The organism is Achromobacter sp. UMC71 (assembly GCF_014170305.1).
GTDB lineage: Bacteria > Pseudomonadota > Gammaproteobacteria > Burkholderiales > Burkholderiaceae_B > Achromobacter.
The window spans coordinates 1-12,924 of sequence record NZ_LZZT01000055.1 but is presented as its reverse complement, the minus strand read 5'-3'; the positions used below and the strand labels follow the sequence as shown (position 1 = coordinate 12,924).

The 12,924-nt window shown below is 66.9% G+C and carries 9 protein-coding genes and 1 pseudogene; all 10 read left to right on the top strand.

Annotated elements, in window-relative coordinates:
- Positions 1-33: 33 nt before the first annotated feature.
- Positions 34-1,404 (top strand): UDP-N-acetylmuramate:L-alanyl-gamma-D-glutamyl-meso-diaminopimelate ligase, encoded by a 1,371-nt coding sequence (mpl, locus tag A9974_RS26795; RefSeq protein ID WP_183007210.1) that lies wholly within the window; start codon positions 34-36, stop codon positions 1,402-1,404.
- 50 nt (positions 1,405-1,454) lie between these two features.
- Positions 1,455-2,057, top strand: coding sequence for a YqiA/YcfP family alpha/beta fold hydrolase (locus tag A9974_RS26790; RefSeq protein ID WP_183007209.1), 603 nt, complete (start codon positions 1,455-1,457; stop codon positions 2,055-2,057).
- Positions 2,058-2,129: 72 nt separating this feature from the next.
- Positions 2,130-4,061, top strand: coding sequence for a ribonuclease catalytic domain-containing protein (locus tag A9974_RS26785; RefSeq protein ID WP_183007208.1), 1,932 nt, complete (start codon positions 2,130-2,132; stop codon positions 4,059-4,061).
- A gap of 239 nt (positions 4,062-4,300) precedes the next feature.
- Entirely contained in the window at positions 4,301-4,522 is a 222-nt protein-coding gene (locus A9974_RS26780; protein WP_183007207.1) for a hypothetical protein, read from the top strand.
- A 606-nt stretch (positions 4,523-5,128) separates the two neighbouring features.
- Complete coding sequence (locus tag A9974_RS26775; protein WP_183007206.1) at positions 5,129-5,800, top strand: response regulator transcription factor; 672 nt, start codon at positions 5,129-5,131, stop codon at positions 5,798-5,800.
- Positions 5,787-8,282 (top strand): extracellular solute-binding protein, encoded by a 2,496-nt coding sequence (locus A9974_RS26770; protein ID WP_183007205.1) that lies wholly within the window; start codon positions 5,787-5,789, stop codon positions 8,280-8,282. The genes A9974_RS26775 and A9974_RS26770 overlap by 14 nt, the downstream gene beginning before the upstream one ends.
- A gap of 173 nt (positions 8,283-8,455) precedes the next feature.
- A complete protein-coding gene (locus tag A9974_RS26765; RefSeq protein ID WP_183007204.1) occupies positions 8,456-9,553 on the top strand; it encodes an ABC transporter substrate-binding protein in 1,098 nt (365 codons plus the stop codon).
- Positions 9,554-9,724: 171 nt separating this feature from the next.
- The gene (locus A9974_RS26760) at positions 9,725-11,503 is read left to right on the top strand and encodes an iron ABC transporter permease (protein WP_183007203.1); all 1,779 of its coding nucleotides are present in this window, start codon (positions 9,725-9,727) and stop codon (positions 11,501-11,503) included.
- On the top strand, positions 11,496-12,584 hold the full coding sequence (locus tag A9974_RS26755) for an ABC transporter ATP-binding protein (RefSeq protein WP_183007202.1): 1,089 nt from the start codon (positions 11,496-11,498) through the stop codon (positions 12,582-12,584). Before A9974_RS26760 ends, A9974_RS26755 begins: the two co-directional genes overlap by 8 nt.
- 56 nt (positions 12,585-12,640) lie before the next feature.
- Positions 12,641-12,772, top strand: a pseudogene (locus A9974_RS26750) (energy transducer TonB); the annotation flags it as partial.
- Positions 12,773-12,924: the final 152 nt, after the last annotated feature.

Genomic DNA, 12,924 nt, shown 5'->3' with positions numbered 1-12,924 from the left:
CTATCTATACAATGCAGGGCAGGAGAGTTTTCAATGCACCTGCATATTCTTGGCATCTGCGGTACGTTCATGGGCGGCTTGGCGCTGATCGCGCGCGCCGCCGGGCATAAGGTCACGGGTTGCGACGCGGGCGTGTATCCGCCCATGAGCACCCAGCTGTCCGAACAGGGAATCGAGCTGATCGAGGGCTTCGGCCCCGAACAGATGGCGCTCAATCCCGACCTGTACGTGATCGGCAACGTGGTCAGCCGCGGCAATCCATTGATGGAAGCCATTCTGGAATCCGGCGCCCGCTACGTGTCCGGCCCGCAATGGCTGGGCGACAACATCCTGCCCGGCGCGCATGTGCTGGCCGTGGCCGGCACCCATGGCAAGACCACCACCAGTTCGATGCTGGCCTGGATCCTGGAAGCCGCGGGGCTGGCGCCCAATTTCCTGATTGGCGGCGTGGCGCAAGACCTGCAGGTGTCGGCGCGCTACGACCCGGCGCGCCGCCCCTTCGTGATCGAAGCAGACGAATACGACACGGCGTTCTTCGACAAGCGATCCAAGTTCGTCCATTACCGCCCCCGCACGGCCATCCTGAACAACCTGGAATACGATCACGCTGACATCTTTCCGGATCTGGCAGCCATCGAAACGCAATTCCACCACCTGGTGCGCACGATCCCGGCATCCGGCCGCATCCTGCGTCCAGCCCGCTCCGATGCGCTAGACCGCGTGATTGCGCGCGGATGCTGGTCGGAAACCGTCACGTTCGGCCCCGATGGCGCCTGGCAAGCGGGCGCGCCCGACGCCGACGGCGCTTTCGAGGTGCTGCACGACGGCGCTCCCGCCGGCACGGTGCGCTGGGCCCTGACCGGCGAGCACAACCGCATGAACGCGCTGGCGGCGCTGGCCGCCGCCGAACATATCGGCGTGCCGGCCGCCCTGGGCATCGAGGCCCTCACCCGCTTTGCCGGCGTCAAACGCCGCATGGAACTACGCGGCACGGTCAACGGCGTCAAGGTCTACGACGATTTCGCACACCACCCCACCGCCATCGCGACCACGCTGGAAGGCCTGCGCCGCCAAGTCGGCCCGGCCCGCATCCTGGCCGTGCTGGAACCCCGTTCCAACACCATGAAGCTGGGGGCCATGGCTGCCCGCCTGCCCGAATCGCTGGCTGACGCTGACCTGGTGTTCTGCTTTGGCGCCCGGTCCGGCAAGCACGCCCTGGGCTGGAACCCGGCCGAGGTGCTGGCGCCGCTGGGCGAGCGCGCTTCCAGTTACGATGATATCGACGCCCTGGTGGCGGCCGTGGTGCGCGCCGCCCGGCCCGGCGACCAGGTGCTGGTCATGAGCAACGGCGGCTTCCAAGGCATCCACGGCAAGCTGCTGGCCGCCCTGGAGCCGCGCGGCTGAGGCCCCAGGCCCCTGACCCGTATTCAGGCCGACCACCGGAAAGGCACGCCATGATCCTTTATCTACACGGCTTTCGTTCGTCGCCGACCTCTTTCAAGGCCCGCATGATGGCTGACGCCATGGCCGAACGCGGCCTGGCGCAGGATTGGGCCTGCCCGCAACTGCCCGCCAGCCCGCGCGAAGCGGCTGAGCTGGCGCTGGGCATCGCCCGCCGCCAGCTGGCCCAGGCGACCGATCCGCTGGCGCTGACGGTGGTGGGCTCCTCGCTGGGCGGCTTTTACGCCACCTGGCTGGCCGAACAGTTGGGCTGCAAAGCCGTCCTGCTCAACCCCGCCGTGGAGGCCGCGCGCGACCTGGCCACCCAGGTGGGCGAGCACCGCATGTATCATTCCGACGCGCCGTTCGTGTTCCTGCCCGCCTATGTGGACGAACTGGCCGCCCTGCACGTGGCCCGCATCACCCGGCCGGAGCGCTACCTCCTGGTGGCGGCGACGGGCGACGAGGTGCTGGACTGGCAGGAAATGCGCGATCGCTATCCGGACTGCCGCCAGCGTATCGTGCAAGGCAGCGACCATGGTTTGTCCGACTTCGCCACCTGGCTGCCCGAGGTGCTTGATTTCGCCCTTGGCTCCCAGCCGGATGGCCCCAGATAATCCGCCGTACTCAACACTCTATATATAGCTGCGCAAGGCGGCGCGTGCGCGCCGCCCAGGACGACCCTCACCATGTATGTGTTTTACGAAGACGACGGCAGCTTCAAGGCCGGCCATATCATGTCCGAAACCGATGCCAGCCTGCAGGTGGAATCGGAATCGGGCAAGCGCAGCAAGATCAAGCGCGCCAATACCTTGTTCACGTTCGCCGCGCCCGAGCCGGCGGTGCTGATGAGCCAGGCGGCCGCGACCGCCGACACGCTGGATCTGCAATTCCTGTGGGAATGCGCGCCGCAGGAAGAATTCGACACGCCCGCGCTGGCGGCGGATTACTTCGGCCACGCGCCCACGCCGGTCGAGCAGGCCGCGCTGCTGATGCGCCTGCACGGCGCGCCGGCGTATTTCCATCGCCGCGGCAAGGGCCGCTACCGCCCTGCCCCGCCTGACATCCTGGCCGCCGCCCTGGCCGCGCTGGACAAGAAGCAGCGCCAGGCCGAACAGCAGCAGGAATGGGTCGACGAGATGGCTGCCGGGCGCCTGCCCGAGCCGATCGCCCAGGCCGCCGAATCGCTGCTGATCCGCCCGGACAAGAATTCGCAGCAATGGAAGGCGCTGGACGCCGCCTGCGCCAAGCTGGGCAAGAGCCCGGACCGCCTGCTGCTGGAACTGGGCGCCTGGCCGCACGCGCTGGCGCTGCACAAGCGCCGCTTCCTGGCGGTGAATTTCCCGCGCGGGCTGGCGTTCCCCGACCTGGAACTGCCGCCGATCGACCGCGAACTGCCGCTATCGGACGCCGAGATTTATTCGGTGGACGATGTGACAACCACCGAAATCGACGATGCGCTGTCGGTGTCCACGCTGCCGGACGGCAATCTGCGCGTCGGCGTGCACGTGGCCGCGCCCGGCCTGTCGGTGACGCGCGACAGCGAGTTCGACAAGCTGGCGCGCGCGCGCCTGTCCACGGTGTACATGCCGGGCGACAAGATTCCGATGCAACCGGACAACGTGATCCGCGCGTTTTCGCTGGACGCGGGCCGCGAGGTGCCGGTGCTGTCGCTGTACGTGACGGCCAACCCGGAAACGGGCGAGGTGATCGAGTCGGAGACGCGCCTGGAGCGCGTGGTGGTGCGCGAGAACCTGCGCCACAACATGCTGGACAAGCAGGTGACCGAGGAAAGCCTGTCGGATCCGGCGGCGGACCTGCCCTACGGCCACTGGCTGCGCCCGCTGTGGAAGCTGGCGCAGGCGCTGTCGGCACAACGCGAAAATGTGCGCGGCAAGCCGGAAAACAATTCGCGGGTGGAGTACAGCTTCTATCTGGATGGCGACCCCGACGACCCGGATACGCCGGTCCGCCTGGTACCGCGCCAGCGCAATGCGCCGCTGGACCGGATGGTGGCCGAATACATGATCCTGGCGAACAATCTGTGGGGCGGACTGCTGAACCAGCACGGGGTGCCGGGGATCTACCGTTCGCAGCAGGCGGGCCGGGTGCGCATGAGCACGCAGGCGCTGCCGCACGAAGCCATCGGGGTGCCGCAATATGCGTGGAGCACGTCGCCGCTGCGCCGCTATGTCGACTTGGTGAACCAGTGGCAGCTGATCGCGGCGGTGGAACATGGCGTTTCGGCGCGCCTGGTGGCGCCGTTCAAGCCGCGCGATGCGGACCTGTTCGCGATCATCGGGGCGTTCGATGCGCAGTATGCGGCCTGGGCGGAGTTCCAGAGCGCGATGGAGCGCTACTGGTGCCTGCGCTGGCTGAAGCAGAACCACATTACGCGGACGGTGGCGCATGTGCTGCGCGAGGATCTGATCCGGTTTGCGAATTGCCCGTTGGTGACGCGGATTGGGGGGATGCCTGAATTGGAGCGGGGGACGGCGGTGGAGGTTGAGATTCTGGGGATGGATGAGTTGTCTTTGGAATTGGATTGTCGGTATGTGGGGGAGGTCAGTATTTCTGCTTCTGCTTCTTCTGCTGCTGATTCTGAGGACTCGGGTAGCTGATTGCTTCTTTGTTCTTCGTAGGTCGCCCGTCGCGGGGGTGGCTTGCGGAGTGGGCGCCCACGATTGCGGTCCGGCGCGCGGGCGCCGGACTTCCCCTTCGTCATCTTCGTTGTCGCCTTCGGCGCCTGCCTTCAGATTCCCTCGGGCGCATCGAGGTTGCCCACTCCGCAAGCCACCCCCGCGACGGGCTACGTTCATCTTGGTTTGACGCGCTGTTAGAGCCGTGGTCAGGGGCGAATTTGCTGCTGCCCGCCGATGACGGCCGCGCGGGCGGCCGCCAGCGGCTTACGCGGTGTCTTGGTTTGCTTGATGACGCTTGCGCGCTTTTCATCAGTTGCTTGCTTGGTGCCTTCCGCATTTTGGGGTGGGCGGCGATGGGCGGCGCGATGATGAGTGGTTTGCGTTTGAAGGGCGGCGGCGCGCCGCCCATCTTTGTGGGGGCCGGGGTACTTGCCGAATAGCACTTTTCTGAGAGGGCTGGGGCTCTTGCCGAATAGCGCCTTCCTGATGGACAGGGATTCTCGCCGAACAGCGCTTTTCTGAAGCGCCCGAACCCGTACCTACCAGTGCTCGTTTGCGGGGCCGCCGGTTCATCGCTCACACCCTCCACCGACCGCGCTTGTTTTTCTCTTCCCCCCACCCCGAGTCGCACTCCCCCTTTCTTGCGACTCACCCTCCAACCGACCACCACCCATAGGCCAAAGAAGGCCGCCCGCGCGGCCGCTTTTGGCGTCCCCGCAAGATCTTCCATTGCCGCCGGGACGTTCCCCAAGAATGCCAAGCACGCTGTCCGCCCCGGCGGCGGTCAAGATGCCGCAGTGGAGCTCGCGGCGTTGGCGGTCTCCCGTGCGCGGGGCGTCGATGCGCCCGAGGGAATCTGAAGGGAGCCGAAGGCGGACGAAGATGACGAGGGGGAAGTCCGGAGCGAAGGCTCCGGACCGCAATCGTTGCCCCGCGCACGGGAGACCGCCAACGCCGCGGGCGGCCTCGAGAACAACAGCGTCCCAAAAACAAACAGCCTCCCGTTAAACTCCCCCCAAAAACCACAACAACATTGGAGAACAGACATGCGCATTTTGCTGGTCGAGGACAACCTTGACCTGGGCGATGCCGTGGAAAGCAAACTGCGCTCGGCCGGCCATAGCGTGCAATGGGTGCGCAATGGGCTGGAGGCGTTGCGGTGGGGGCTGGACGAGACTTGGGATGCGTTGGTGCTGGACATCAACCTGCCGGGCAAGGACGGGTTCACCGTCATTCGTGAATTGCGGGCGGCGGGGCTGGAGGCGCCGGTGCTGGTCGTGACCGCCCGGTCTGAAATCGAAGACAAAATCGACATGCTTGACCTGGGGGCAGACGATTACCTCGTCAAGCCTTTTGACCTGCGCGAGCTGGAAGCCCGCTTGCGGGCACTGTTGCGGCGGCCGGCGGGGCAGACTAGCAGCGTGACCACCTATGGCAACCTGAGCCTGGACCTGGCCAACCGGCATGTGATGCTGTCCGGCGCGCCGCTGGAACTGGGGCGGCGCGAATTCCGGCTGCTGGAGATATTGCTGGGCAAGTTGGGGCAGACCGTGGCCAAGGAGCGGTTGATGAACCAGCTGTTTGATCTGGACGATGGCTCGCTCAATGCGCTGGAGTTGCTGATTTCGCGGCTGCGCAAGAAGCTGGCGGGCGCGTCCATCGACATCGTCACCGTACGCGGCGTGGGGTATCAGGCCCGCAGCCATGAACACGCCTGACAGCTTTTCGATCCGCCGCCGCGTCTTCACGCTGGGCGCGGTGCTCCTGGCCTGCGCGTTGCTGGGGCTGGTGTTTTTCTTGCGCGGTTATGCCCAAAGGGCAGCGGAGCAGGCGTTTGACCGGTTGCTGGCGGCGTCGGCGCTGACCATTGCCGGGTCGGTCCAGATCGAGGACAACGGCGTCACGGTGGAACCGCCGGTGTCGTCGCTGGCGATGCTGTCGGGCAGCGAGCGGGTGTTCTATGAAGCGCGCACCTCCAATGGCCGCCTGATCACGGGTTATGGCGATCTGGCGCCGGGCTTGCCGCTGGCGCAGTCGGCCACGCCGGTGTTCACCTACCTCACCTATCACGACGAACCCGTGCGCGTGGCGACCGTGGGCCGGCTGGTGTCGGCCAGCCAGCACGCGGGCTGGGTCACGGTGCGGGTGGCGGAAACGCTGGGGTCGCGAGAAGAGCTGGCCGACGAGATATTGGGACGCAGCGTGCTGCCGCTGGTGGTGGTCTCGCTGGTGGCGCTGGGCCTGTTGTGGTTCGGGGTGCAACGGGCGTTTGCGCCGCTGGCGGTGGTGGAACGTGAATTGCGGCGGCGGGCGCCGGATGATCTGGCTCCGTTGGTGACGCCGGTGCCGACCGAAGTGCGGCGGCTGGTGGAGGCGCTGAACGCCTTCATGCAGCGGCTGTCCGGCCTGATGGATACCTTGAACACCCTGGTGGCCGACGCGGCGCACCAGGTGCGCACGCCGCTGGCCTCGCTGCGGGCACAGGCCGAAGTGGCGCTGGACGAAACCGATCCCAAGCGCCTGCACGAGCGCCTGGGCCGCATCCATTTGAATGCCACGCACGCCAGCCAGCTCATCAACCAGCTGCTGATGGACGCGACCATCACACACCGGCTGGGCAAGGGCTCGCGCGCGCCGGTGGGCGTGGCCGAGACCATCAACGAGACCCGCCGGCGGATCGGGCCGCTGGAAGCGCAGCGGCTGCGCATCGAAATCGCGCCGCAGGTGCGGCGCGCCCGTATCGCGGGCGATCGCGTGGCCCTGCGGGAAATGCTGCGCAACCTGGTGGACAACGCGCTGCGCTATGCGCCGGATGGCACGGTGGATATCCAGGCCACGCCCGTGGCGGGGTACCGGGTGGCGCTGACGGTGTCCGACCGCGGGCCGGGCATCGCCGATGACGAAAAAGATGCCGTGCAGCAACGCTTCACCCGCGGCCGCACCGGAGAATCGCAGCCGGGCTCGGGCCTGGGCCTGGCCATCGTGCGTTCGGTCGCCGTGGCGCATGGCGGCTCGCTGTGGCTGCAGGACCGCCCGGGCGGCGGCCTGATGGCGCGCGTGATCCTGCCGTTGGCGCGCCAACGCAGCGGCTACGTCGGCCGCACGCTGGCCGGCTGGCTGGGCGCCGCGGGCGCGGCGATGCTGCTGTGGCTGGCGCCGCCCGCCGACGTGCGCGCGGCGGACATTCCGGAAATCGTCACCCGCTATCCGGCGCCGCAGCCGTCGTCGCGCGTGCTGACCATCGCCGGGCCCACCGATACGCCGGTGGTGGCGCCGCTGATCCTGGGCTTCCAGGCGCAACGGCCAGACGTCACCGTGGTGTACCGCGAGATGGGCAGCCGCGAACTGTACGAGGCCGCCATCGACAACCAGTTGCCGGACGTGGACGTGCTGATGAGCTCGGCCTCGGACCTGCAGATCCGCCTGGCCAACGACGGCTACGCGCAGCGCTACGCCTCGCCCTATGCGGCCAAGCTGCCGTCATGGGCGGTATGGCGCAACGAGGTCTACGGCTTCACCTTCGAGCCGGCTGTGATCGTCTACAACCCCAAGCGCTACACCGAGGCCACCGTGCCGCGCTCGCGCCAGGATCTGCTGCGCACGCTGGAACACGACCACGCGCGGCTGCATGGGCGGGTCGGCACCTACGACATCTCGCGCAGCAGCGTGGGCTACCTGATGGCCGAACAGGACGAGCTGGTGTCATCCAATTTCTGGGGCCTGGCCAACGCCTTCGGCCAGGTCGGCGTGCGGCTGTCGGCCACCAGCGCCGAGCTGCTGGACGCCATCGAGAACGACGAGATGGACCTGGGCTACAACATCCTGGGGTCCTATGCGCTGTCGCGGCAGGCGGCGGGCAGCAAGATCGGCATCGTGTTCCCGCAGGACTACGTGCTGGTGCTGGCGCGCTCGGTGCTGATCGCCCGCAAAGCGCCCAATCCGGACCTGGGCCGCGCGCTGGTGGACTGGCTGCTGTCGCCGGCCGGCCAGCAGGTGGCGTCCAGCCACGCGGCGCTGGGCTCGATCATGGAAGACACGCCGGGGCGCTGGACCTCGGAAGCGGTGCTGGCGCGCTCGCAGGGTATCGTGCAGCCGGTGGTGCTGTCGCCCGCGCTGCTGGTGGGCCTGGACCAACGCCGCCATTCGCGCTTCGTGCAGAACTGGATCCGGCTGGTCACCGACACGCCCGAACGCCCCTGAGGCGGGTCGTCACGGATAGCGCCTTGCCGTGACGACGGCCCGGCCCCCAATACCGGGATTACCCCTATTCAGCATGCCGCGCCATGACAGGACGGCGACAGACGCCGACACCTAAGATGCGACCGAGCAGGCCATAGCGCCTGTCGATACTAATTCCAACGGAGACAAGACCCATGCTTGCCAAGTCCAGACTGGCGGCCGCCTGCGCCGCCGCATTCGCCATCGCCGCCGGCAGCGCCTACGCCCAATCCGTGCCCGCGGGCTACCCGGCCGACTACCAGAAGATCCTCGACGGCGCCAAGAAGGAAGGCAAGGTCGTGATCTATTCGACCACCGACACCAAGGCCGCCGGCCCCATCATCAAGGGCTTCGAAGCGCTGTACCCGGGGGTCAAGGTCGAATACAACGACATGAACAGCACCGAGCTGTACAACCGCTACATCAGCGAACAGGCAGCGGGCGGCACCAGCGGCGACATCGTCTGGAGCTCGTCGATGGACTCGGCCCTGAAGCTGGCCACCGACTACGCGCTGCAGTACAAGTCGCCCGAGATCGGCAAGCTGCCGGCCTGGGCCGTCTGGAAAGACTCGGCCTACGGCACGACCTACGAACCGGCCGTGTTCATCTACAACAAGCGCCTGATCCCCGCCAACGAAGTGCCGACCACGCACGGCGCCCTGGCCAAGCTGATCGCCAGCCAGCCGGACAAGTTCAAGAACAAGGTCACCACCTACGACATCGAGAAGTCGGCCGTGGGCTTCATGCTGGCCGTGCAGGACAAGGCCAATGACCCCAAGTACTTCGACACGCTCAAGGACATCGCCAAGGGCGGCCTGATCGTGCAGTCGTCCACCGGCACCATGATGGAACGCGTGTCGTCGGGTGAAAACCTGATCGGCTACAACATCCTGGGCTCGTACGCCGAAACCCGCGCCAAGTCCGATCCGTCGCTGGGCGTGGCCTACCCGACCGATTACGCGCTGGTGTTGTCGCGCGTGGCGTTCATCAGCAAGAAGGCCAAGAACCGCAACGCGGCCAAGCTGTGGATGGACTACCTGCTGTCGCAGAAGGGCCAGGAAATCATGGCCAACCAGGCCGATCTGGCCTCAGTGCGCGACGACATCGAAGGCGACAACGATGTGGACGGCATGACCAAGAAGCTGGGCGCCTCGCTCAAGCCGATCCCGGTCAACGAAACGCTGCTGGACTACCTGGAACAGAACAAGCGCCTGCAATTCATCAAGGACTGGCGCGCCGCGGCAGGCAAGTAAGGCCGCCGGCGTCACCGGAGGCCACGGCGCCTGCGGCCGCCGGCACGCGGGAAGGCGGCAAGCCGCCCCCCGCCAGGCCGCCCGCCGGCCGGACTTTCGCCTTCGGGTGATTGCCGGCGGGTGATCGCCAGCGGGCGCCCCCCGCGTCTATCGACACAACAGGATTACCCCATGCAGTCATTGCGCAGAAAATGGCAGTCCCTGCCGCGCGGCGTGGTGGTGCTGATCACAGCCTTGGCCATCTACGTGCCGCTGTCGTTCATCATCATCCAGAGCTTCCTGTCCGCACCCTTCTTCTCGCCGTCCAAGGTCTTCAGCCTGGACGCGTTCCGCTTCATCTTCGCGGACCCTGATTTCTACAAGGCGCTGAAAAGCGGCTTTATCCTGGCCTTCGGGCTGGCCATCATCGCCATCCCGCTGGGCGGCATGCTGGCCTTCCTGATGATCCGCACCGACCTGCCCGGCCGGCGCTGGATCGAGCCCCTGATCCTGGTGCCGGTGTTCGTGTCGCCGATGGTGCTTGGCTTCGGCTACGTGGTCGCGGCCGGTCCGGTAGGCTTTTTCTCGATCTGGGCGCAGAACCTGCTGGGCTTCGTGCCCTGGAACGTGTATTCGCTGACCAGCATTGTGATCATTGCCGGCCTGACGCACGTGCCGCATGCCTACCTGTACATCTCGTCCGCCCTGCGCAGCATGGGTTCCGACGTCGAGGAAGCGGCCCGCGTGGCCGGTGCCTCACCGCTGCGCGTGATGGTGTCGGTCAGCCTGCCGATGGTGCGCCCGGCCATGCTGTACGCGACCGTTCTGCTGTTCTTCCTGGGCTTGGAAGTGTTCGGCCTGGTGCTGGTGCTGGGTGATCCGGAAGGCAACCTGGTGCTGGCCACCTACCTGTACAAGCTGACCAACAAGCTCGGCATCCCGTCGTACCACCTGATGGCCGCCGTCGCCGTGGTGCTGATCTGCATGACGATTCCCCTGGTCATGCTGCAGCGCCGCCTGATGCGCACCGCCAACCGTTTTGTCACCGTCAAGGGCAAGGCCTCGCGCGCCCGTCCGCTGCCGCTGGGCAAGTGGCGCTGGGTGGCGGGCGCCGTGGTGGCGTTCTGGCTGCTGGTCACCATCGTGGTGCCGCTGATGGGCGTGCTGCTGCGCGCGTTCGTGTCCAACTGGGGCATGGGCGTGTCGCTGTTCGACGTGCTGTCGCTGGACGCCTTCCGCACCGTGTTCGCGCAACCGAACCTGATGCGCGCCATCGTGAACTCGGTGGCCATCGGCGTGTTCGGCGGCGCGCTGGCGGTGATGTGCTACATGTTCGTGGGCCTGGCGATGCACCGCAAGCCGGACAACGTCACCCGCTTCATGGACTACAGCGTGCTGGTGCCGCGGGCCGTGCCCGGCCTGCTGGCGGGCCTGGCATTCCTGTGGGTGTTCCTGTTTGTGCCGATGTGGCTGGACAACGCGCTGGACCCGGACCTGGGCGGCTGGCTGTCGGGCCTGCCGTTCGCGGAATGGCTGCGCGAGAACTTCATTGAATGGCTGCGCGCCATGCGCAGCACCATCTTCAGCGTGTGGCTGGCCTACACGGTGGTCTGGATGGCCTACGGCCTGCGCCTGATCTCGTCGACGCTGCTGCAAGTCGGTCCCGAGCTGGAAGAAGCCGCCCGCAGCGCCGGCGCGCGCCGCGGCCAGGTCACCCGCCACGTCACCGTGCCGCTGGCCAAGTACGGCCTGATCGGTTCGTGGCTGCTGATGTTCCTGATTTTCGAGCGTGAATACTCCACCGGCGTCTACCTGTTGTCGCCCGGCACCGAGACCATCGGCTCCATGCTGGTGTCGCTGTGGGCCTCGGGCGCCATCGACATCGTGGCCGCGCTTTCCTTCATCAATATCGTTCTGGTCGTGATCGGCCTGGGCATCGCCCTGCGATTCGGAGTCAAACTTCATGATTGAGCTTTCTGTAGAAGACCTGCACCTGGATTACGGCGACAACCCGGTGCTCAAGGGCGTGTCCATGCAACTGCGCCAAGGCGAGGTGGTTTCGCTGCTGGGCCCATCGGGCAGCGGCAAGACCACGCTGCTGCGCGCCGTGGCGGGCCTGGAAGGCCCCAAGCGCGGCCGCATCACCATCGGCGACCGCGTGGTCTACGACGGCGGCGCCCGCAAGGAAATCCCGGCCGAAGAGCGCAACCTGGGCCTGGTGTTCCAGTCCTACGCGCTGTGGCCGCACAAGACCGTGTTCGACAACGTGGCCTACCCGCTGAAGCTGCGCAAGGCGCCGTCCGCCGAAGTGCGTGAACGCGTGCAGGCCGTGCTGGACCAGTTGGGCCTGGGCAAGCTGGGCCACCGCCATCCGCACGCGCTGTCCGGCGGCCAGCAACAGCGCGTGGCCATCGGCCGGGCGCTGGTGTACAGCCCGCCCGTCATCCTGCTGGACGAGCCGCTGTCCAACCTGGACGCCAAGCTGCGCGAAGAGGCCCGCGCCTTCCTGCGCGAACTGATCATCCGCCTGGGGCTGTCGGCCCTGATGGTGACGCATGACCAGAGCGAAGCCATGGCCATTTCCGACCGCATCCTGCTGCTGAACAACGGCAAGATCGAACAGCAAGGCACGCCGCAAGAAATGTACGGCTCGCCGTCCACCCTGTTCACCGCCGAGTTCATGGGCAGCAACAACCGCCTGGACGGCAAGGTCACGGAAGTGCGCGACGGCCAGGCCCGTATCGAAGGCCGCGGCTGGGCGCTGTGGGGCAAGGCCGGCGAGGGCGTGACGGCCGGCCAGGACGCCACCGCGGTGATCCGGGTCGAACAGGTCCGCCTGGCGGACGATCCCGACGGCAACCACCTGGACATGCCGCTCCTGACCAGCATGTACCTGGGCGACCGCTGGGAATATCTGTTCCGCACCCCTGACGCGGATCCGGCCAACACCCTGGCGCTGCGCGCCTACGGCCCCGAAGGCCGCGAGCCGGGCCCCTGCCGCCTGGCCCTGCCGGCCAACAAGGTCTGGGTCTTCCCGCGGCCCTCGAAGTAACCGCTACGGGCAGCCACAAGTGACGGCGGCGGGCGGAGTGGCTCTACAATGCGTGCGTGCAACGCCTTGCTGATTCCCCTTCCCCGCTGAACCGTACGCTGCGGTGGCTGGGCGCGCCCGCCCAGCATTACCTGCGCATCGGCATCGCGATCTCGCTGTTGGTGCACGCTGGCGCGATGCCGATGCGCAGGTAATGCTGGGCGGGCGCGCCCAGCCACCGCAGCGTACGGTTCAGCGGGGAAGGGGAATCAGCAAGGCGTTGCACGCACGCATTGTAGAGCCACTCCGCCCGCCGCCGTCACTTGTGGCTGCCCGTAGCGGTTACTTCGAGGGCCGCGGG